20 protein-coding genes and 1 tRNA gene are annotated in these 21,743 nt (G+C 66.3%); 6 read left to right on the top strand and 15 right to left on the bottom strand.

Going from position 1 to position 21,743, the window contains the following annotated elements:
• Window positions 1–6: 6 nt before the first annotated feature.
• Window positions 7–336: a YerC/YecD family TrpR-related protein gene (locus tag Q0907_RS04800; protein WP_299342093.1), complete on the bottom strand. Its 330-nt coding sequence runs from the start codon at window positions 334–336 to the stop codon at window positions 7–9.
• Between the two features lie 234 nt (window positions 337–570).
• Between Q0907_RS04800 and Q0907_RS04795 the strand changes: the two genes are divergently transcribed.
• The gene (locus tag Q0907_RS04795; RefSeq protein ID WP_299342090.1) at window positions 571–2,397 is read left to right on the top strand and encodes a diguanylate cyclase; all 1,827 of its coding nucleotides are present in this window, start codon (window positions 571–573) and stop codon (window positions 2,395–2,397) included.
• Window positions 2,398–2,489: 92 nt separating this feature from the next.
• Here Q0907_RS04795 and Q0907_RS04790 read toward each other — a convergent pair whose 3' ends face one another.
• Together Q0907_RS04790 and hisS are read right to left on the bottom strand one after the other, a co-directional pair.
• Entirely contained in the window at window positions 2,490–4,379 is a 1,890-nt protein-coding gene (locus Q0907_RS04790) for an aromatic amino acid ammonia-lyase (RefSeq protein WP_299342087.1), read from the bottom strand.
• Window position 4,380: 1 nt separating this feature from the next.
• A complete protein-coding gene (gene hisS / locus Q0907_RS04785) occupies window positions 4,381–5,763 on the bottom strand; it encodes a histidine--tRNA ligase (RefSeq protein ID WP_299342084.1) in 1,383 nt (460 codons plus the stop codon).
• A gap of 146 nt (window positions 5,764–5,909) precedes the next feature.
• Between hisS and Q0907_RS04780 the strand changes: the two genes are divergently transcribed.
• Window positions 5,910–5,986, top strand: a tRNA-Pro gene (locus Q0907_RS04780).
• Window positions 5,987–6,119: 133 nt separating this feature from the next.
• Complete coding sequence (locus Q0907_RS04775; RefSeq protein WP_299342081.1) at window positions 6,120–6,674, top strand: hypothetical protein; 555 nt, start codon at window positions 6,120–6,122, stop codon at window positions 6,672–6,674.
• Window positions 6,675–6,864: 190 nt separating this feature from the next.
• Here the strand turns inward: Q0907_RS04775 and Q0907_RS04770 are convergent, their stop codons facing one another.
• The 12 genes from Q0907_RS04770 to Q0907_RS04715 form a co-directional block, all read right to left on the bottom strand.
• A complete protein-coding gene (locus Q0907_RS04770; protein ID WP_343229806.1) occupies window positions 6,865–8,154 on the bottom strand; it encodes a glutamate-5-semialdehyde dehydrogenase in 1,290 nt (429 codons plus the stop codon).
• Between the two features lie 120 nt (window positions 8,155–8,274).
• Window positions 8,275–9,423 (bottom strand): glutamate 5-kinase, encoded by a 1,149-nt coding sequence (gene proB / locus Q0907_RS04765; protein ID WP_299342076.1) that lies wholly within the window; start codon window positions 9,421–9,423, stop codon window positions 8,275–8,277.
• 9 nt (window positions 9,424–9,432) lie between these two features.
• Entirely contained in the window at window positions 9,433–9,672 is a 240-nt protein-coding gene (locus Q0907_RS04760) for a YciI family protein (RefSeq protein ID WP_296280263.1), read from the bottom strand.
• Between the two features lie 14 nt (window positions 9,673–9,686).
• Entirely contained in the window at window positions 9,687–10,979 is a 1,293-nt protein-coding gene (gene argH, locus Q0907_RS04755) for an argininosuccinate lyase (RefSeq protein WP_299342075.1), read from the bottom strand.
• On the bottom strand, window positions 10,976–11,938 hold the full coding sequence (argC, locus tag Q0907_RS04750; RefSeq protein ID WP_299342074.1) for an N-acetyl-gamma-glutamyl-phosphate reductase: 963 nt from the start codon (window positions 11,936–11,938) through the stop codon (window positions 10,976–10,978). Before argC ends, argH begins: the two co-directional genes overlap by 4 nt.
• On the bottom strand, window positions 11,935–12,555 hold the full coding sequence (locus Q0907_RS04745) for a GNAT family N-acetyltransferase (protein ID WP_299342072.1): 621 nt from the start codon (window positions 12,553–12,555) through the stop codon (window positions 11,935–11,937). Before Q0907_RS04745 ends, argC begins: the two co-directional genes overlap by 4 nt.
• 1 nt (window position 12,556) lies before the next feature.
• Window positions 12,557–13,876 (bottom strand): acetylglutamate kinase, encoded by a 1,320-nt coding sequence (locus Q0907_RS04740; RefSeq protein ID WP_299342070.1) that lies wholly within the window; start codon window positions 13,874–13,876, stop codon window positions 12,557–12,559.
• Window positions 13,877–13,957: 81 nt separating this feature from the next.
• Window positions 13,958–15,049, bottom strand: coding sequence for an acetylornithine deacetylase (locus Q0907_RS04735; RefSeq protein WP_299342068.1), 1,092 nt, complete (start codon window positions 15,047–15,049; stop codon window positions 13,958–13,960).
• Window positions 15,046–15,315, bottom strand: coding sequence for a hypothetical protein (locus Q0907_RS04730; RefSeq protein WP_299342065.1), 270 nt, complete (start codon window positions 15,313–15,315; stop codon window positions 15,046–15,048). Before Q0907_RS04730 ends, Q0907_RS04735 begins: the two co-directional genes overlap by 4 nt.
• Window positions 15,315–16,511, bottom strand: a complete 1,197-nt coding sequence (locus Q0907_RS04725) for an argininosuccinate synthase (RefSeq protein ID WP_299342062.1) — start codon at window positions 16,509–16,511, stop codon at window positions 15,315–15,317. Before Q0907_RS04725 ends, Q0907_RS04730 begins: the two co-directional genes overlap by 1 nt.
• 31 nt (window positions 16,512–16,542) lie before the next feature.
• Window positions 16,543–17,547 (bottom strand): N-acetylornithine carbamoyltransferase, encoded by a 1,005-nt coding sequence (locus tag Q0907_RS04720; RefSeq protein WP_299342059.1) that lies wholly within the window; start codon window positions 17,545–17,547, stop codon window positions 16,543–16,545.
• A gap of 273 nt (window positions 17,548–17,820) precedes the next feature.
• Window positions 17,821–18,267 (bottom strand): hypothetical protein, encoded by a 447-nt coding sequence (locus tag Q0907_RS04715; protein ID WP_299342635.1) that lies wholly within the window; start codon window positions 18,265–18,267, stop codon window positions 17,821–17,823.
• Between the two features lie 199 nt (window positions 18,268–18,466).
• Between Q0907_RS04715 and cysS the strand changes: the two genes are divergently transcribed.
• The 3 genes from cysS to Q0907_RS04700 all read left to right on the top strand — a co-directional run bounded on the left by cysS (window position 18,467) and on the right by Q0907_RS04700 (window position 21,688).
• Window positions 18,467–19,855, top strand: a complete 1,389-nt coding sequence (cysS, locus tag Q0907_RS04710; RefSeq protein ID WP_299342056.1) for a cysteine--tRNA ligase — start codon at window positions 18,467–18,469, stop codon at window positions 19,853–19,855.
• A gap of 157 nt (window positions 19,856–20,012) precedes the next feature.
• Complete coding sequence (locus Q0907_RS04705; protein ID WP_296280228.1) at window positions 20,013–20,450, top strand: SufE family protein; 438 nt, start codon at window positions 20,013–20,015, stop codon at window positions 20,448–20,450.
• Window positions 20,447–21,688: an MFS transporter gene (locus Q0907_RS04700; RefSeq protein WP_299342053.1), complete on the top strand. Its 1,242-nt coding sequence runs from the start codon at window positions 20,447–20,449 to the stop codon at window positions 21,686–21,688. The genes Q0907_RS04705 and Q0907_RS04700 overlap by 4 nt, the downstream gene beginning before the upstream one ends.
• The last annotated feature ends 55 nt before the right edge of the window (window positions 21,689–21,743 follow it).

Genomic DNA, 21,743 nt, shown 5'->3' with positions numbered 1-21,743 from the left:
GGGAACTCAGTGGGAGGCGGAAGCCGTCGCAGCCTGCTGGCGCTGGACGGCAGTGGCGTAACCGCCGGCGCCGCGCTCCAGCGTGCGGGCGACACGGCCGATGGTGGTCACGCTGACCTGGGTCAGGTCGTGGATTTCGCGGTACGGAACGCCCTTGAGCAGCAGGGGCACGACGCGCCAGCGGTCGGACATGGCCTCGAGCTCGGCGGGCGTGCACAGGTCCTCGAGAAACGCCCGCACCTCGCCAGCCTCCCCCAGCGCAGCCAGCGCCTCGGAAAGCGCCTGCAGCGGGCCGTCGGAGGCATCCGGAAGGTCGTGGGCGGAGCGGCGTTTCATGCGACCGGTTGATCCAATGTATTAATGCGTTATTACATTAGTCGGATTGTTGCACGGCGTCAACCACACCCGCCCCTGTCTGGATGCCGCCGCCAATTGCGTTGTCACCGACAGGAACGCACGGGGACCCTCGATGGACGGGAGCGGACAGGGACGATGAGTACACTGCCAAGGACGCCCGAACGCCGGACGGGGAGCCCCGCCGGCCTGCAGGGCACTCCCGAGGGGACGGGCATGCCGGCATCACGCAGATCGCGCTTCTCGTGCCTGGGGCTGGCGGGATGGCTCCTGCTGCTCCTGCTCTTCCCGCTGATGGCGGCCGCTGCCACCCCGGCGCGCATCGGACCGGCCACCCGCTACCTCCCGCTCGCACCGCAGACCACCTACCTGCACGACACCGCCGGCGCCGCCACGCTGGACGACGCGCGCCGCCAGCTCGATGCCGGGCGCTTCGCCGCGCTTCCCGACGGCGATGCCTCCTTCGGCTTCCAGACCGGCGCGTTCTGGTTCCACGTGCGCGTGACCAACGAGAATCCGCGCGAGCAGCGATGGCTGCTGGTACAGCAGTACGCGCTCAGCGACCGAATCGATCTGTATGCGCGCTACCCGGACGGACGCACCGTGCATCACGCGGGCGGCGACACGTTCCCGTTCGAACAGCGCAGCATCCGCTACCGCCATCCGAACTTCTGGCTCGACCTGCCGACCGGCGAAGAGGTCGACCTGCTGGTCCGCGTGCAGAGCCAGAGTTCGATGCAGGTGCCGCTGTTCCTGTACACGCCCGCCGCCTTCGCCGAACTCTCGCGCGACGGCCAGCTCGGCATCGGCATCTACTACGGCATCCTGATCGCGCTGTTCTTCTACAATCTGGTGCTGTGGCTGGTGCTGCGCGACGGCAGCTACTTCTGGTACCTGTTCCACATCACCGCGTTCGGCCTGGTGCTGTTCACCCTCAACGGGCTGGGCTTCGAATACTTCTGGCCGCACTCCACGTGGCTGGCGGACAAGGCCGTGCCGCTGTCGGTCTGCCTCGCCCAGATCGGCATGCAACAGTTCTCGCGTACCTTTCTCGACCTGCCCACGCGATGGCGGTGGGGCGACCGCATCAGCAAGGCGATCATCGCGTTCTTCGTGCTGCTGGGCATCGCCGCCACGCAACTGCCCTACCACGTGGCCACGCCGATCGCCTCGGCGGCGGTGTTTCCCAGCATCGTGTGGATCGCGGTGGTCACGCTGATGGTGGTGCGCACGGGCTACCGCCCCGCCAAGGTGTTCCTGCTGGCCTGGGCGATGTTCCTGCTGGGCACCGGCATCTTCGTGGCGCTGGCGTTCGGCCTGCTGCCGAAGACCTTCATCACCGAGTACGGCGTGCAGATCGGCTCGGCGCTGGAGATGCTGCTGTTGTCGGTCGCGCTGGGCTACCGCTATGCCGCCCTGCGCAACGAGAACGAACGCATCGTGCGCGACGCGAAGAATTCGCTGGAGGCGCAGGTCATCGCGCGTACCGGCGAATTGCGCCAAGCGATGTCGGAACTGGAAAGCGCGCACCACCGGTTGCGCGAATCCAGCCGTCTCGACGGCCTGACCGACCTCTACAACCGCACCCATTTCCGCGAAGCCTTCGAGCACCTGCTGTCGCAGTCGCGCAACTCGCAACGGCCGATCTCGCTGCTGATGATCGACCTGGACCACTTCAAGCGCATCAACGACACGTACGGCCATCTGGTCGGCGACGACTGCCTACGCTGCACGTCCAACACCCTGGCCGAAACGCTGCGCCCGCATGGCGCGCTGCTGGCGCGTTTCGGCGGCGAAGAATTCATCGCCGCCCTGCCCGGCATGGGCCTTGGCGAGGCCAGCGTGGTGGCCGAAGAACTGCGCCTAGCCCTGCGCGCGCATCCGTGCAGCAGCGGCGAACTGGTCATCGCCGTATCGGCCAGCATCGGCGTGCACTGCGTAGACCTGGAGGCCCGGGACAGCCTGGAGTCGGCGCTGCAGGTGGCCGACCAGGCGCTGTACGCCGCCAAGGCAGAAGGGCGGGATTGCGTTCGGACGTTGTAGGGCTCGGGACTTCAGGTGTGGGAGCGACGTAAGTCGCGATAGCTTTAGAAGCTCGCGACTTACGCCGCTCCCACATCCACCCTCCCGTGTGCTCAGCGGTTCCGGACGGCCGCCAGGATCTCGCCAGACTCCACCAGCCGGACGGCGGTGGCGACTTCGCCATCGAGCGCCCGGTCGCGATCGAGGAACGGGATCTTCGCGCGGATCGCCGCGTGCGCAGCCGCCACGGCGTGACCGGGATGGAATGCGTCACTGGAGGCCAGCGCCACGCGCAATGCTTCGACTTCGGCAAGAAATGCGTCATGCCCGCTCGCACCATGCTGCGGACCACCCGACACCTTCACTGCCAATCCTGCCGCATCGGTGCGATCCGACAGCGCACGCGCGGCATTGATCATGTCGCGGCGCAGGTCGAGTGCCTGTGCGGCGGTGTACAGCTCCAGCGCCAGCACCTTGCCCAGGTCCTGCACCATCGCCAGCACGTGGCGCGCTTCGTTGGCACCCATCGACACATGATCTTCCGCGTTGGCGCTGGTCGGCACCGAGAACACGCTGGCCGGGTGCGCGCGACTCGCCAGATCGTTGACGATGGCCGCCGCCGAGTACTGCACGATCATGTGGCCCGATTCGGTGCCGTCCTCGTTGCCGATCAGGAACGCCGGCAGGCCGTCGTTGGTGGACGGATCGACCAGCTTGTTGAGACGGCGCTCGGAAATCGAGGCCAGCGTCGGGATGGCGGCCTTCACGTAGCTCATCGCCAGCGCCAGCGGCATGCCGTGGAAATGGCCGGCGGAGATCACCTGCTCTTCCACGTGATCGGCCTGCTTGTCGGGGAACACCAGCGGATTGTCGGTAACCGCGTTGAGCTCGATCTCCAGCACGCGCTTGGCCTGCTCGACCGCATCACGCACGGCGCCATGCACCTGCGGGATGCAGCGCAGCGAATAGCTGTCCTGCGGCTGGTGCTTCTTGCCACCGCGGAACGGCATGAAGCGGTCGTAGAACTTCTCGCGGCCGTGGCGCTGGTCGGCTGGCACCCAGTCCCAGCCGATGTCGAAACGCAGCGCCTGCGCCTCGGGCGTATCCCAGCTGCGCGGCAGCCACGGACGGAACTTCGGCACCAGGTGGTACGGGATGTCGGCCAGCGTCGAGCCGTCGAGCAGGTCGCGCAATCGCGCGGCCACATGTACCTGGCCCGGATGCGGACGCAGCGCATGCACTTCCTCGGCGAACGCGCCGAGACGGCCGGCGAAGGCATCGATGGTCATCGCGGCCGCCAGATCGGCGGTGTCCAGCAATTGGTCGAGCCGGTAAGTCGCCAGCACGCCCATCGCCAGCATCTGCGCCGTGCCGTTGTTGAGCGCCAGGCCCTCCTTGTACGACAGGCTCACCGGCGACAGGCCGGCACGCGCCAGCGCATCGGCACCGGCCATCCGCTCGCCCTGGTAGAACGCTTCGCCGCCCCCCAGCAGCACGATGGCAAGATGCGACAGCGGCGCCAGGTCGCCCGACGCCCCCACCGAGCCCAGCGAAGGCACCACCGGAACGATGCCCGCGTTGAGCATCGCCGCCAACGCCTGCAGCGTCTCCACGCGGATGCCGGAGTGGCCCTTCAGCAGGGTGTTGATGCGGATGCCGAGCATGGCGCGGACGATCTCCGGCGCCATCGGCTCGCCCACGCACACGGCATGGGTGACGATGAGGTTGTACTGCAGCTCTTCGTGCAGCGAGCGGCTGGACTTCACCGCGCCCGGCAGCTCGTCGCGCAGCGGATGCGCACCCAGCAGCTTGTCGGCATTGCTGCCGAAGCCGGTGGAAACGCCGTAGATCGGCTCTTCGCGGCGGACCTGTTCGGCCAGGAAGTCGGCGGCGCGCGACACATCCTTCAGCGCCCCCTTGTCCAGCTCGACGCTGGCACCGAAGGCGATCTCGACCAACCGGTCGCGCGTGAGCGATGCACCATCCAGCAGGATCGGCTTCATGTCAGCGTCCCGCCAGTGCGCGGGCCTGTTCCAGCTCGACCTTCAGGCTGCTGGCCAGTTCCTCGCGCTTCACGTCGAACTGCTGCTCGCGCAGCAGGTCCTTGACCGTCACCACGCCGCGCGCGAGTTCGTCCTCGCCGGCCAGCACCACGAAGCGGATGCCGGCCCGCGAAGCGTACTGGAACTGCTTGGCCAGCTTGCGGCTCTCCATCTGCACTTCGGTGTTGATGCCCGCCGCACGCAGGCGGCGCGCGATGTCGAGCGATCCGGCCAGCTGGCCATCGTCCATCAGCGCGACCATCGCCTGCACGCTGCTCTCGTCGCTGCCCGCGATCAGGCCGGCTTCGCGCAGCTGCCAGAAAAGGCGGGTCAGCCCGATCGAGATGCCCACGCCCGGCAGCTTCGACTTGGTGTAATGGCTGGCGAGGTCTTCGTAGCGGCCGCCGGAGCAGATCGAGCCGATCTGCGGGTAGCCATCCAGCTGCGTCTCGTAGACGGTGCCGGTGTAGTAATCCAGGCCGCGTGCGATGGAGAAATTCAGGCAGTACGCACTTTCCGGTACGCCCAGTGCCTTGACGAGGTCCAGCACTTCGCGCAGTTCGGCGATGCCCTGGTTGAAAGTGTCGCTGCCCTGCCCCAGTGCGTCGAGCCTGGCCAGCGCATCGGCGTGGCCGGTGATGCGCACGGCGACGAAATCGAGGATGCGGTCGACGCCCTCGGCCGACATGCCGAAGCCTTCGCCGGTCAGCGTCTCGCGCACGTAGTCGGCACCACGCTTGTCCAGCTTGTCGACTTCGCGCAGCACCAGCGCCTGCTGTTCGCCGTCGGTGACGCCCTGGGCTTCGAAGAAACCGCGCATCAGCTTGCGGTTGTTCAACTGGATGGTGAAGTCGCCGATTCCGAGTTCGCTGAAGACGGCGTGGATCACCGCCAGGATCTCGGCATCGAAGCGCACGCTCAGCGCGTCCTTGCCGATCACGTCGATGTCGCACTGGTAGAACTCGCGGAAGCGGCCGCGCTGCTGGCGTTCGCCGCGGTAGACGCGCTGGATCTGGTAGCGGCGGAACGGGAAGGTCAGTTCATGCTCGTGCTCGGCCACGTAGCGGGCCAGCGGCACGGTCAGGTCGAAGCGCAGGGCCAGCTCGGGCAGGCCTTCGCCCTCCTTCGCCAGGGCGCCGGTGGACTGGACGAAGTAGACCTGGCGCTCGGTCTCGCCGCCGGACTTGGTCAGCAGGGTCTCGGACAGTTCGAAGACCGGCGTTTCCACCGGCAGGAAGCCGAAGCGCTCGTAGTTCCGGCGGATGGTGTCCAGCATGCGCTGGAAGGCGATCTGCTCGCGCGGGAGCAGCTCCATGACGCCAGGCGGGGTACGGGGCTTGATCAAGGGACACTCCGGCTTTCGTGAACGCCGCATTTTACGTGGCCGCCGCAGGCCCCGCAGCTTTTACGGGGGCCGGCCGGGCAGAGATCCGGATCCGGCATCCAAGTCTTGCCTCGGCCGGGACCCTTCACTACAATGGCGCGCTCAGTCGGGGTGTAGCTCAGTCTGGTAGAGCGCTACGTTCGGGACGTAGAGGTCGCAGGTTCGAATCCTGTCTCCCCGACCAATAGATTCAACTAGTTAGGCCGCCTGAGAGGGCGGCCTTTCTTGTTTTTTTTTTGCGGCCGTTCTCAGCATGCTTGCACAGGAACTACACCGGCGCTTCGGGGGAGCAAGTGAACGTTCGGCTGAAAGAGTGGATGAGGCTCGACTACTTCAATCCAGAGCCGATACTTGTTGCATTGCGCGCCTATGGTCAGAGCGAAGAGTTACTGAGCCAGCCATACAAGGTCGCCTCGCTCCGCACGCAGGAACTGAAGCCATATCTTGAGCGACGTCAATGCACTCTATTCGCATACTTCATGTCCCATGTTGTTGGATCCCAAGTTGACGTCGCATATTGTGAGGCCGACGACTACGACTCCGTAATGCGATACCGGATGGGCGATGAGATTCGATACGTACCTGTACAGATGAAGGAACTGGTACCTGAATTCCTAAATCCCCAGCAGTCGCTGCAGCAACTACTGGACGGACTTAAGTGTCGCTATCCAGACTCTGCAGATCTCACCGTTGCAGTGCATGTGAACCGCGATATGAAGATCAGATGCACTGACTTGAATCTGGATGGCTTTCGATTGAAGAGTCTTTGGCTGTTTGGCGGGAACTCGGAAGACCAGATCGAGTGGCGAGTCATTGGAGACCTGCTATCGCCGTTCAGCGCCAGCAAAGTGCTGCGCTATCCCGGCGCATAGAAAGCCGTTACCTACGAAACGCGAGTTGGGAAAACTCGACGACCTCAACAATGAACTGGCCAGAGATTTCAGCCCAGTGCCGTAGGATGCGTTGAGCCAGAAGCGATACTCATCATGAGTCATTCGTGCCACCGACGATGGGTATCGCTTCGCTCAACCCATCCTACGTATTGGACCCGCCTGAGAAGCCTCAGCGCAGCAAGTCCGGATGCCGCACCTGCCCTTCCCCACGCACCACAAACCGCTCCACTGTCAGCGCGTCCAGCCCCATCGGTCCATACGAATGCAGGCGCGTGGTCGAGATACCAATCTCCGCACCCAGCCCGAGCTCGCCACCATCCGAGAAGCGCGACGATGCGTTGACCATCACCACGGCTGACCGCAATGCGTTGAGGAACGTCTCCGCATGCTCCGCATCGCGGGTGACGATGACCTCGGTGTGGTCCGACGTGTAGCGTCGGATATGCGCGATGGCGGCGTCCAGATCGTCCACCACGCCGACGGCGATCACCAGATCGAGGAACTCGGCAGCGAAGTCCTCCTCGGTCGCGGCCACTGCGCCCGCCATCAGTGCCCGCGCCGTATCATCCGCGCGGATCTCGACACCCCGCGCACGCAGCGCTTTCGCCGCACGCGGCAGGAACGTCGGCGCGATATCGCGATGGACCAGCAGCGTCTCCAGTGAATTGCAGGCCGATGGCCGCGATACCTTGCCGTCCAGCAGCAGCGCCAGCGCCAGGTCTTCGTCGGCGCCCGCGTCCACGTACTGGTGGCAGACGCCCTTGTAGTGCTTGATGACCGGCACGCGCGCATGCTCGGCGACGAAGCGGATCAACCCTTCGCCGCCGCGTGGAATGACCAGGTCGATCGCGTCGCTGAGCTGGATCAGCTCCAGGATGGTCTCGCGACGCAGGTCCTCGACCAGCGTCAGCACCGCCTCCGGCAACCCGGCCTCGCGCAGCGCACGCTTCAATGCCCCCGCGATCGCAGTGTTGGAATGGATCGCTTCCGACCCGCCGCGCAGGATCACCGCATTGCCAGCCTTGAGGCACAGTGCCGCGGCGTCGGCGGTGACGTTCGGGCGTGCCTCGTAGATCATCGCGATCACGCCCAGCGGCACGCGCACGCGCTCCACATGGATGCCATTGGGCCGGTCGTAGGCGCGGGTCACCTGCCCGACGGGGTCCGGCAGGTCCGCCACTTCGCGCACGGCGGCGGCGATGCCCTGCAGGCGTGCGGCATCCAGACGCAGGCGATCCAGCATGGCGCTGCCGATGCCTTTCGCCGACGCCGCCTCGAGATCGCGTGCATTGGCAGCCAGGATCGCGGCTTCATCGGCCAGCAGGGCATCGGCCATCGCACGCAACAGGGTGTTCTTCCCTTCCGTCGGCAGGGATGCGATGGCCGTCGCTGCGTCGCGACATTGCAGGGCCAGCGTCTTGATGTCGGTCATGCGATTTCCTTGCTCAGGATCGGTCATGGAACCCATGGCCTTGTAGGAGCGCTCTCGGGCGCGATGATTTCCGATCTGGAATCCCGGGCTGGAGCATCGCGCCCGAGGGCGCTCCTACAAAGACATCGGATGCGCGATGGACGTGCCTCACAACAGCACCAGGTCGTCGCGATGGACGACGTTCTCGCCGTAGGTATAGCCAAGAATGCCTTCGATCTCCCGCGAATGGCGGCGCGCGATGCGGCGGATGTCGACCGCGGAATACTGGCTGACACCTCGCGCAATGCGGCGGTCGCCGTCCCCATCGCGCAGCACCAGTTCGACCATGTCGCCGCGCCGGAAGTCGCCCTCTGCGGTCGCTACGCCGCCAGGCAGCAGCGACGCGCCTTTCTCGCCCATGGCGATCGCCGCGCCTGCGTCGACCACGATGGCCCCCGCTTCCACCGGCACGTTGCGCAACCAGTACTTGCGGGCCGCCAGCCGGTTCTGTGCCGGACGGAAGCGTGTACCGAGCAACGCGCCACGCGTCAGCGCAGACAGCGTGGCCGCCTGCGTGCCGTTGAACAGGAACGTCTCGATGCCGGCGGCCGCCGCCTTGGCCGCCGCCTCGAGCTTGGTGTGCATACCGCCGGTGCCGACACCACTGCCTGCCCCGCCGGCCATGGCGAAGAAGGCCGGCGTCAGCGCTTCTACCTCCAGGATCGGCTGCGCATCGGCGTGCGTGCGCGGGTTGCCGGTGTAGAAGCCATCGATGTCAGTGGCGATGAACAAGGCATCGGCATCGACCAGCGCGGCCACGACCGCGGCGAGGTTGTCGTTGTCGCCGAGCTTTAGTTCATCGACGGAGACGGTGTCGTTCTCGTTGATCACCGGCAGTGCGCCCAGGGCCAGCAGCGCCTGCAGCGTGGCGCGCGCGTTGAGGTAGCGGCGGCGGTTGCGCAGGTCATCGTGGGTCAGCAGCACCTGCGCGACCGGACGGTCGAAGAAGCGCTGCCACAGCGCGATCAGCTGTGCCTGCCCCAGCGCGGCCAGCGCCTGGCGTTCCGCCATCGCGACGCCGGACTGCGGCTTGCGATGCAGCAGGCCGCGGCCCGCGGCCACCGCACCGGACGAGACGATGACGACTTCGCGCCCGGCTGCAATGCTGGACGACACGAATTGCGCCAGGTTCAGCGCGTGGCGCGGACTGAGCCCCTCGCCTTCCGCCGCCAGCAGGCTGCTGCCCACCTTGAGCACGGCGCGACGCCAGGCCGGCAACGGTTGTTCGGTGAACGGTGGCGGCGTGGCGAGGGTCATCGGATCAGCTCAGCGGGTGTTCCATTCGTAAACCGTCAGGTCTGACGTATCGGTCAGCGCCAGGGGATCGCGCGCGGCGATCGCCTTGGCCTCATCCAGCGAGGCGACATTCACCAGCACATAGGCGCCGCCGCTCCTGTCGCTGAAGCCACCGGTCATTTCCAGCTGCCCGGTCGCACGCAGTTCGTCGAGAAACGCGAGATGCGGTGCGATCACCGCGTCGTCGAACGACGGGCGACGCATCGCCATGACAAGGTAGCGGATCACAGCGCGTCCCAGCGGGCGAGCAGTTCATCGAGGCGCAGATCGGCGGCCGCACCGGGCGACAAGCGCGCGGCGAGGCTGCCTTCCGGCGTGCGTCCCTGCCCCGCGCTGTCGGCCGATGCTGCGGCCGCCTTGTAGGCCTCGCGGAACGGGACGCCGGCCACTGCGGCCTCGACGGCGACATCGGTGGCGTACATGCCGGAATCTATCCCGGCACGCAGCCGGTCCTCGCGCCATTCGAGGTTGGCCAGCAGCGCAGGCAGCAGTTCCAGCGCCGGCAGGCCGCGTCCGAAGCCATGGAAGATCGCGCCCTTGCTGGCTTGCAGATCGCGGTGGTACCCCGACGGCAACGACAGCAACTGCTCGATCTCCGTGCGCGCCGCCGCCACGCTGGCGTGGGTGGCGCGCATCAGTTCGATGACGTCGGGATTGCGCTTGTTCGGCATGATCGAACTGCCCGTCGTGTACTGCGCAGGCAGCGCGACGAAGCCGAATTCCGCGCTGGTGAACAGCGACAGGTCCCAGGCGATGCGGCGCAGGTCCAGGGTCGCGCCGCCCAGCGCCTCGAGCGCGGCCAGCTCGAACTTGCCGCGCGAGAGCTGTGCGTAGATGGGACTGACCTGCATGCGCGCGAAGCCGAGCGCGGCGGTGGTGTGCTCGCGGTCCAGTTTCAGGTTGACGCCGTAGCCCGCCGCGGTGCCCAGCGGGTTGGCATCGACCAGCTTCAGCGTGTCGCGTGCGCGCGTGGTGTTGTCGATGAAGGCTTCCGCCCAGCCCGCCCACCACATGCCGGCGGACGAGACCACGGCCCTCTGGATGTGGGTGTACCCGGGAAGCGGCAGCCCGCGCTCGGCCTGCGCGCGGTCCAGCGCCACCTTGGCGATCTCGCGCGACAGCACGGCCACGCGCGCCAGCTTCTCCTTCAGCCACAGGCGCGTGGCGACCAGGATCTGGTCGTTGCGGCTGCGGCCGGTATGGATCTTGCGGCCTGCATCGCCCAGCCGCTCGGTCAGCCGGGCCTCGATGGCGGAGTGGCCGTCTTCGTAGCGTTCGTCGAGGACGAAGTCGCCGCGACGGAAATCATCCGCCAGCAGCGCCAGCTCGCGCTTGAGGCCCGTCAGTTCGTCGCCGGACAGGATGCCGATGCGCTGCAGGCCTTCGGCATGCGCCGTGCTGGCCTGGATGTCGTGCAGGAAGAACTCGCGGTCCAGCACCACGTCGTCGCCGGCCAGGAAACGCTGGATCTCCGCATCCACTGCCACGCCGGGCTTCTGCCACAACAGGTCGCTCATGCCGTCGTCTCCTGCGGAATGCTGTCGCGTTCGTCGAATCCGAACGCAAGGTTGAGGTTCTGCATCGCCTGCGTCGCCGCGCCCTTCAGCAGGTTGTCGAGCGTCGCGACCACCACCAGGCGCTTGCCGCCCGGCGCCAGGGTGAAGCCGCCGATCTCGACGCCATGCCGGCCGGCGATGCGACTGACCCACGGCGCCTCGTCCAGCACCCGTATCAACGGTTCGGCCGCATAGCGATCGCGGTAGAGCGCACGGATGTCTTCGATCTTCGCCGGCTGCTGCAGCCACAGGTTGACCGTCATGGTGATGCCGCGGAAGTGCGGCGCGACGTGCGGCATGAACTCGACGGGCAGGCCCAGGTGGCGGCTGACCTCGCGCTCGTGCATGTGGTCCGTCAACGCGTAGGGCATCAGGTTGTCGCGCAGCAGGTCGGTGTTGTTCTTGTCCGACGGCGAGGTTCCAGCGCCGGAATATCCGGACACGCCGAAACATTGCGGCGGACCCGCCAGGCGACCGAGCAGCGGCGCGATCGCCAACTGCATGGCGGTGGCATAGCAACCGGGATTGCTGATGCGCTTCTCGCCGGCGTACGTTTGCCGGGTCAGTTCGGGCAGGCCGTAGTACCAATGCTCGTCGAAGCGGAAATCCGCCGACAGGTCGACCACCACGGTGTCCGGTGCCTGTGCATCGATGGCGGCGACCAGCTCCGCCGCCTTGCCGTTCGGCAAAGCGAGGATCACCGCATCCGCCCCTTTGCCACCGACCTGCTCGTGGCTCAGGTTCTCGTAGCGCAGCTCGCCTGCGAACTCGGGAATGTGGTCGCTGACCTTCTGCCCATCCAGCTCGCGCGAGGACACGAACGCCAGCTCAAGGTGCGGATGGCGGGCGATCAGGCGGATCAACTCGGCACCGGTATGGCCTCGGGCGCCGACGATGCCGACGGTCTTGGTGGTGCTCATGGGGAATCCTGTTCGTGCCGGGCGAGCTTCGCCAGCAGGTTGCGCTTCACCGCCGGCCATTCGCCATCGATGATCGAGAAGACGACGGTGTCGCGCGGCGATCCGTCGGTATGCCGCTTGTGGTTGCGCAGCACGCCGTCCTGCTTCGCGCCGAGCCGGGCGATCGCCGCACGCGAGCGATGGTTGAACCAGCTGGTCTCGAAGACCACGCTGATGCAGCCCAGTGTTTCGAAGGCGTGCGCGAGCAGCAGCAGCTTGGTCTCGGTGTTGACACCCGTGCGCTGCACGTCAGGCGCGAACCAGGTGTAGCCGATACTGAGCTTGGGCACGTCGGCTTCCAGTCCGTAGAACCGGGTGCTGCCCACGATGCGGCCGCCCACATCCCGCACCACGAACGGCAGCACGCGGCCGTCGGCCTGCGCGGCGAGCGCCGCATCCACATAGCCCGCCGCATCCGCGGCTTTCGGCACCTGCGTGAACCACAACGCGGCCAGTTCATCCCCGGCCAACGCGGCGCGCAGGCCTTCGACGTGCTCGCGCGACATCGGTTCGAGGCGCGCATGGCACCCCGTCAGGACCGGTACCTTCTGCCAAGCCGTTGGGATCGAAGCGCCCATCTCAGTCCTTCAAGGTCGGCAGGCGCGTGCGGCAATGCGCCACGCAGCGCTCGATGTCGGCGAAACCATCGATGCCGTACCAGAACACCTTCCACTTCTCCTGCTTGTAGCAGCCGTCGGACTCGGCGTAGTAGAAGATGTTGACCTGGTTGTTGTGGCGGGAGCGCCAGAACAATTGAGGATTCTCCTCGCGCATCACGTGCCACACGGCACGGCCCAGGCCTTCGCCCTGCGCATCGTCGAGCACGGCGAACTTATCGAGATAGGCAAAGCCTTCCTCGCGGGTGAGGATCAGCGCGGTACGGTAGTTTTCGCTGATGTAGACGCGGTACGGCGTGGTGCGCTCGAAGTAGTCCGGCAGCAGCGTGCGGCCGAAGCTTGATTCGATCAGCGTCTTCAACCGCGGCAGGTCCACGCCTTCCCAGCTACCCTCGAAACGCAGCACGCGCTCGCCCTTGCGCACCAGCGTGCCGGAGCCGCGATGGGTGAAGAGTTCCTTGGCCAGCTCCGCCGGCTTGGTGATGGAGACCGACGAGGTCAGCGGCAGCCGGTCCAGCAGATCCTTGATCTGCTCGATCTTCACCCGCATGCCGCCGTTGATCCAGGGCTGCGCCATCAGCTCGTCGTACTCGGTCGACAGGTTGATCGAATCGATCACGCGCCCTTCCGCATCCAGCAGGCCGCCGGTGCCGGTGAGGAAGATGATCTTGTACGGCTGCAGCACCTGCACCAGCTCATTGGCGGCGAAGTCGGCGTTGATGTTGAGGATCTGGCCGCCGACGGTTTCGCCCATGCTGGCGATGACCGGGATGGAGCCGGCCTTCAGGCTCGCCTCGATCGGCGCCTGGTTGATGCGGGTGACCTCGCCAACCAGGCCGTACGTGGCCTGGTCCTTGTACTCGGCTTCGAACACACCCGAGACGATGGACGTCGCGCGTGCACCGACCTGCTGCAGGGCTTCGACCAGCGCGAGGTTCTGCTGCAGGAACACCTTGCGCACGATCGCCAGCACTTCGGGCGTGGTCACGCGCAGGCCGTTGACGGTCTGTTTGGTGATGCCGGCCGCCGTCATTTCCTCATCCAGCTGCGGCCCCGCGCCGTGCACGACGATGGGCGTCAGGCCGACTTCCTGCAGGAAGGTCAGCGAGGATGTCAGCGACTCCAGGTCGTCGCGCAGCACGGCGCCACCCACCTTCACGACGGCGAAGCGCTTGGCGTCCAGCTGCGAGAAGCGCTTGACGTATTGCGAGATCTCCTTCGCGCTGGCCATGCTGGACAGCAGGCGGATGATGGTCTGGCGGGTTTGCTTGTTCGATTCCATGTCTTCTTGCTTTTCGTAGGGTGGGCCCTGGCCCACCACATCATCGGTTGCGCATGGCGGGCCTGGGCCTGCCCTGCGACGCTACTGGAGGATCCTCGCCACGCTGTCGGCGTATTGCTGCAACTGCTCCAGCGATACCCACTCGTCGGCGGTATGGGCTTGGGCGATGTCGCCCGGACCGTAGACGAAGGCGGTCAGGCCGGCGGCGGAAAACAGCGATGCCTCCGTCCAGAAGTCCACGGCATTCCCGATCGGCAAGCCGAGTTCGTCGGCAAGGTCGCGCGCGGCCAGGCGGCGCTCCTCCGCCCGCGCGACATCGCCGGACGGCAGCGACGGGCCCCGGAAGGTTTCTTCGTAGTCGGCCAAGGCATCGGAATTGGCGAAACCACGGAACGTCGCGTGCAGGTCGGCGGGGTCCTGCGAAGGCAATGGACGGAAGCCGAACCGAACCTCGGCGCTGGGCGCGATCATGTTGGCCTTGATGCCACCCTCGACCCGACCGATGTTGAATCGCAGGCCGGTCAGCCCGCCGAAGCGCAGGTGATGCTGGGCCTGCACGAAGTCCAGCGCCGACGTGCCCCAGCGCATCGCGTTGTGCAGGGCGCTCAACGACAGCGCGTTCTCGGCAGAGGCGTGCCCGGCCTGCCCCGTGAACGCCATCCGGACGGCACTGATGCCGCGGTGTGCGAGCACCGCCTGGCACTGCGTCGGCTCGGCGATGATCGCTTCGCCGAAGCCATGGTCGCGCGCCAAAAAGGCTGCGATGCAGCGCGCATCGTTCGCTTCTTCGTCCGTCGTGAACAGGAACGCCGCATCACCCTGCGTCACCTGTGCGGCCGCCACGAGTGCCGCGGCCGCGCCCTTGATATCGCAGGCACCCAGGCCAATCGCGCGTCCGCCTTCGACGCGCAGCGCGTGCGGATCGGCGCTCCATGCCGGCGAGGACGGCACGGTGTCCAGATGCACGTTGAACACGCGCTTCGGCTGGCCGCGCACGGCGAAGAACGACACCGCGCCCGCGCCGTGATCAGTCACCTCGATACGGAAATCGGGCAGCTGGGTGCGCAGGTAGTCGAAGATCCCGCCGGTATCGATGTCGCGGGGTGGGTTGCGGGTGTCGAACGACACCAGCGCTTCGAGATGAGTCAAGGTGCTGGTCAGTAATTCCGTCATGCGAGTGATCCGTAAGGATTCTGTCGGGCTTCGATCCATACGCGTTGATCGGGGTGATGTTCGCCAATGACGTCCACCGCATGCACGATGTCGTCTTCATTGGTGAACACCATCGTCTCCGCGAAGCGCGTCAGTTCGATGCCTTGATGCGCTTGGAACGCCGCGCTTGAGATAGCGGACGCGCTGCACCAAATGCTGTCGCGGCCCGGAAGGGCCATGGCGATCGCATCCTGCAAACCATCAGGTGTCAACGCGAGGAAGACCATCAGCGATTAATCTCGGCCCACAGGGTCGAGCTCATGCCGAACAGCTTGATGAAGCCTTCGGCTTCCTCGACACCCCAGTCGGCCGACTGCGCGTACGTCGCGCCCTTGGCATTGAGGATGTGCGGGGACTTCACAGCGACCGCATCGACACGGCCGCCGCGGGTCTCCAGCACCACTTCGCCGTTGACCGTGGCCTGCGAAGACTGCAGGAACGCCTCCAGGTCGGCCTTGAGCGGATCGTGGTAGAAGCCTTCGTACACCAGCTCCACCCACTTGCGCGCGATCTCGGGCTTGAAACGGTTCTGCTGCTTGGTCAGCACGGCCTCTTCCAGCGCGCGGTGCGCCGCCAGCAGCGACACCAGGCCCGGCGCTTCGAACACGATGCGGCCCTTCAGGCCGATCACGGTGTCGCCGGTGTAGACGCCGCGGCCCACGCCGTAAGGCGCGAACAACGCATTCAACTTCGCCAGCAGCGCAGCGCCGGCGACCGGCTGGCCGTCCAGACTGACCGCCTCGCCGTTCTTGAAGCCGACCGTGACGCGCAACGGTTCCACCGGCCATTCGGCGCGCGGTGCGCACCAGCCACGGGCGCCTTCGCCCGGGGCGGACCAGGTGTCGATCTCGCCGCCGGACATGGTCAGGCCGAGCAGGTTCTCGTTGATGGTGTAGCTCTTCTGCTTGGCACGCACGCCGAAGCCACGCTCTTCGAGATACGCCTGTTCGTAGGCGCGGGTCTGGGTGTGTTCCTTCTGGATCTCGCGGATCGGCGCCACGATGCGGTAGTCGCCGCTGGCCTTGACCGCGAGATCGAAGCGCACCTGGTCGTTGCCCATGCCGGTGCAGCCGTGCGCAATCGCGTTCGTGCCCAGTTCGGCCGCCCGCTTCAGCGCGGCGTCGACGATCAGGTAGCGGTCGGACACCAGCAGCGGATACTGCCCCTGGTAGCCCTCGCCGGCCCACACGAACGGCCGGACGAAGCCGTCCCAGATCGCCGGGCCGCCATCCACGGTGACGTGGCTGGCCACGCCCAGGTCGGCGGCGCGCTGTTCGATGTAGGCGCGTTCTTCGGCATCCACGCCGCCGGTGTCGGCGAACACGGTGTGGACGTTCCAGCCGCGCTCCTTGAGGTAGGGCACGCAGAAGCTGGTGTCGAGGCCGCCGGAGAAGGCAAGGACGATGTCTTTGGACTGGTTCATGGGGGCGTGTTCTGTTCGGGAATCGGAGGGGTTACTGCTGCATCAGCGCGGCCATGATGGCCTTCTGCACGTGCAGGCGGTTCTCGGCTTCGTCGATGGCGATGCACTGCGGCGAATCCATCACGCCGTCGGTGGCCTTCACGTTGCGGCGCAATGGCAGGCAGTGGCTGAAGACGCCGTTGTTGGTCAGCGCCATCTTCCGCTCGTCGACGATGAAGTGCTTGTACTGGTCGCGGATCGGCTTCTCGGGTTCCCAGTTGCCGAAGAACGGCAGCGCGCCCCAGCTCTTGGCGTACACCACGTCGGCGCCGGCATAGGCGCTGTCGATGTCGTGGCTGACCTGCAGCGAACCGCCGCTTTCGGCTACGTTCTGCTCGGCCCAGCCCATGTAGCGTTCATCGAGCACGTAGTCGGGCGTGGGGCACAGCAGGGTCACGTCCATGCCCATGCGGGTGGCGATGGTCAGCGCCGAGTTGGCGACCGCGGTGTTGAGCGGCTTGGGGTGGTAGGTCCAGGTGAGCACGTATTTCTTGCCGCGCAGGTCGGACGTGCCGAAGTGCTCCTGCAGCGCCAGCGCATGCGCGAGTTCCTGGCAGGGATGGGTGATCGTCTCCATGTTGATCACCGGCACCGGCGAATACTTCGCGAACGACTTCAGGACGATGTCCTCGCGGTCGTAGGCCCAGTCGACGAACTTCGGGAAGGCGCGCACGCCGATCAGGTCCACGTAACGCCCCAGTACCTTAGCCACCTCGGCAATGTGCTCCTCGGTGTCGCCATCCATCACCGTGCCCAGGTTGAACTCGATCGGCCACGCATCCTTGCCCGGCTGCAGCACCACGGCGTGGCCACCCAACTGGAAAGCACCCAGTTCGAAGCTGGTGCGGGTGCGCATGGACGGGTTGAAGAACACCAGCGCGATCGACCTGCCCTTAAGCGCATCGCCCAGCTTGTGCTGTTTATAGAGGGCGGCCTGCGTGAGCAATGCATCGAGATCGCTGCGGCTCCAGTCCTGCGTGTTCAAGAAGTGCTTCATTACGGCATCCTGGTGTCGGGAATGTGGCAAAACGGGCTTCAGAAACGAAAAAACCCAGCCTCTGGCTGGGTTTCCGGTGAACAAGCGACGACGTCCGGGGTACCCAGCTAGATGCAGGATTCCGGTCGACGGGCACGCGACGTCATGCTCGAGGCCTGGGAGGCCGCGCTGGCTGCATGGGCGTGGGCGTTCATCTTCATGGGCGCGAATGCTCGCATGTGCTGCGGCGCAGCGCAAGGACGTATTCGGTTGCGCCTGCAACCGTGCAGGACATCAGGGGCCGCTCGCCGTGGGCTGCGAGGGCGTCACGTAGGGGGCGACGGAAATGCGGATGCGCAGGCGGTTGCCCGGATCTTCCGCCAGGCGCGAGCGGTATTTCACGCCCTTGTAGATGTAATCGACGTCGTACGCGATGGGGCGCTGGAACTCGCGCTCGATGGGCACGACCCGACAGTTGACCTTGACGGTGGGCAAAGTAACCGGGGGCGCCTGCTCCGGTTCGTCGTCCCCGCCGAACCAGCCCCGCACCGAGCTGACCATGCGGCTCCATCGGCTTTCATCCTTCTCGGGCGCTGCCGCCTCGGGCTTTGCGGCCGGGGCCTCGTCGCAGCGCTGTTCGGTGCGAGTGGCGCGAAGGGTCTGGTACACCGGCTCCACGCCCAGCACCTGCGCATAGTCGAGGCGGACGTTCTCCGCCGGGACCACCCGCTCCTGCGCCATGACGGGCGAGGCGAGCAGGCAGCAGGACAGGATGAGGGTGGCGCGGAGGCGGTGCATGGTGCCTGCAAGAAGATTCCAGGGGCCCCAGTGTAGGGATCGCGCCTTGAGTTGGGCTGAACATCGGCCGCAAGGAATGCCACCAGGCCCTCGCGCATGGCGCAGGCGGTAGAATTCCACCGCTCTCCCCTGCCCTGTTGCCATGACCCTGCGCCTGCACAACAACCTCACCCGCCGGGTCGAGGACTTCCAACCGCTCGGCCCCGTGCCCACGATGTACGTCTGCGGGCCCACCGTCTACAACTACGTCCACATCGGCAATGCGCGCGGGCCGGTCGTCTTCGGCGTGCTGGCGGCACTCCTGCGGCGCCGTTTCGGCCAGTTGCGCTATGCACGCAACATCACCGACGTGGACGACAAGATCAACGCCGCCGCCAAGGAGCTGGGCGTGGCGATCTCGGCCATCACCGACCGCTACGCCGCCGCCTACCGCGAGGACATGGCCGGGCTGGGCGTGACCGGGGAGTTCGCCCCGGACATCGAACCCGCGGCCACCGATCACATCGGCCACATCATCGCGATGATCGAGCAGTTGATCGCCGGTGGGCACGCCTATGCCGCCGAGGGCCACGTGCTGTTCGCGGTGGGCAGCTTCGCGGACTACGGCAAGCTCTCGCGCCGCGACCCGGAGGAGATGCTGGCCGGCGCACGCGTGGAAGTCGCGCCGTACAAGCGCGACCCGGGCGATTTCGTACTGTGGAAGCCGTCCACGCCGGACCTGCCGGGCTGGGAGTCGCCCTGGGGCGTCGGCCGGCCGGGCTGGCATATCGAATGCTCGGCGATGGCCGCCGCCCACCTGGGCGAGACCATCGATATCCACGCCGGCGGTGTGGACCTGCAGTTCCCGCACCACGAGAACGAAGTGGCGCAGAGCGAGTGCGCGCACAAGCACGCAGACGGGTCGCACAAGACGTTCGCGCGCTTCTGGCTGCACAACGGCATGCTCAACTTCGGCGGCGCCAAGATGAGCAAGTCGCTGGGCAACATCGAAAAGGTCCATGACCTGCTGCAGCAGCACCCGCCGGAAGCACTGCGGTACGCATTGCTGTCGGCGCACTACCGGCAGCCGCTGGATTGGTCCGAGGCGCTGGTGGAGCAGTCGAAGAACACGCTGGACCGGCTGTACGGAACGCTGCGGGATCTGGTCCACGTCGATGCTGGTGCGGCCACGCCGCAGGTCATTGAGGACGCACTGGACGACGATCTCAATACGCCGCAGGCGCTGGCCGAGGTGGCGCGCATCGCCGCCGAGGCCCGCAAGGCCGGCAGCGACACGGAGAAGCGACGATTGAAGAGCGAACTGCTCGGCGCCGGCCGCGTACTCGGCCTGCTGCAGCAGGATCCTGCCGAGTGGTTTGCCCGTGGCACCTCGTCAGACGACGATGCCCGTATCCAGGCATTGATCGACGAGCGTACGGCAGCGAAGAAGTCCCGCGACTTCGCACGCTCTGACGCCATCCGCGACCAACTGGCAGCCGAAGGCATCCTGCTCGAAGACACGCCGCAGGGCGTGCGCTGGAAGCGCGCGTGAGCCGATCTTTCCTTCTCCCGTCGGGAGAAGGTGGCACGAAGCGCCGGATGAGGGTGCGGCAACATCAGGATGCCGGCACCACAAGGACTCCGCCGTACCCTCACCCCAACCCCTCTCCCGACGGTAGAGGGGCTTCTGAACCAGACTCGCTCACCTCATGACCGACACGATCTTCCCGCTCGAACCCACCGCCGCCGAGGCGCAGGCAGCCATCAAGGACGAATTCGCCTTCTTCAGCGACTGGTCCGAACGCTATCAGTACCTCATCGACCTGGGCCGCAAGCTGCCCGCCTTCCCCGAGGAGTGGAAGCGCGAGGAGCATCGCCTGCTCGGCTGCCAGTCGATGGTCTGGATCGTGCCCGAGGGCGATGCCGCGAAACTGGATTTCCATGCCATCAGCGACTCGGCGATCGTTTCGGGGCTGATCTTCCTCGCCCTGCGTGTCTATGCGGGACGGCCTGCGTCGGAGATCCTGGCCACCTCGCCCGACTACATCGCCGACATCGGCCTGGCCAAGCATCTCTCACCCACCCGCAGCAACGGCCTGGCGTCATTGCTGGCCTTCATCCGCGAGACGGCCGCGAACGCGAAGTGAGCGGAACCGGCAAGCCCTCTGCGTTCTCGCTGCTCCGCAATCGCGGGTACGCGGCGGTGCTGGCGTACCGCATCTGTGCGCTGCTGTCGTACCAGATCGTCGCGGTCACGGTAGGTTGGCATATCTACGAGCTGACCCGGGATCCGTTCTCACTCGGCCTCGTGGGGCTGGCGGAAGTGCTGCCGTTCTTCTGCGTGGCGCCGTTCGCCGGGTATCTGGTCGACCACCTGCCTCGACGGCCGGTGGGGATGATCGCGTGCGGTGCGTTGGCGACGACCGCCGTGATCCTGGTGGCGGTGTCCGCGGGCTGGCTGCCGTTCGAGGGCACGTGGCCGATCTATGCGGCCATCGCGCTGACCGGCATGGCGCGTTCCTTCCTGAGTCCGGTCTACAACGCGCTGTTCGCCAAGGTCCTGCCACGCGAAGACTTCGTGCGTGCCGCCGGCCTGGGCAGCGTGATCTTCCAGGCCGCGCTGGTGACGGGCCCTGCACTGGGTGGCCTGCTGGTGGGCTTCGGCGGTAAGACGCTGTCGTATGCGATGGCCGTCGTGTTCGCGCTGATGGCGGCGACGGTACTCGCACGGCTTCACGTGGAGGAGCCCGGACCGCCGGCAGTCAGCCTGCCGGTGTTCGCCAGCATTGCGCAGGGCGCGCGCTTCGTCTGGAACAACCAGATCATGCTGGGCGCGATGGCGCTGGACATGTTCTCGGTGCTGCTGGGGGGCGTGGTGGCGATGCTGCCCGCCTTCATCCACGACATCCTGCATTACGGACCCGAGGGCCTCGGCATCCTGCGTGCGATGCCGGCGGCGGGTTCGGTCTGCGTGGGCCTGTGGCTTGCCCGCCATCCCCTGCAGAAGCACGCCGGGCGCGTACTGCTGTTCGCCGTGGCCGGCTTCGGCCTGGCGGTCATCGCATTCGGCCTGTCGCGCAGCTTCTGGCTGTCGGCGGCGATCCTGCTGTTCTACGGCATGTGCGACGGGGTGTCGGTGGTGGTGCGCTCGACCATCCTGCAGTTGTCGACACCGGACGAGATGCGCGGGCGCGTCTCGTCGATCAATGGCATCTTCGTCAGTTCGTCGAACGAACTCGGCGCGTTCTATGCAGGCACGATGGCGAAACTGCTGGGGCTGGTGCCGGCGGTGATCCTGGGCGGGTTCGCGATCCTCTCGGTGGCCGGCGTCACCGCCTGGAAGGCGCCGCGGCTGCGCCGACTGGACCTGCGCGAACTGCAGTAGCCCGGTGCTTGGCCCGGAATGAAAAAGCCCCGCCGGAGCGGGGCTTTTTCATTTC

This window comes from uncultured Pseudoxanthomonas sp. (genome assembly GCF_947498795.1).
Taxonomy (GTDB): domain Bacteria; phylum Pseudomonadota; class Gammaproteobacteria; order Xanthomonadales; family Xanthomonadaceae; genus Pseudoxanthomonas_A.
The sequence above is the reverse complement of the archived record's forward strand: the minus strand, read 5'-3'. Positions and strand labels throughout refer to the sequence as shown.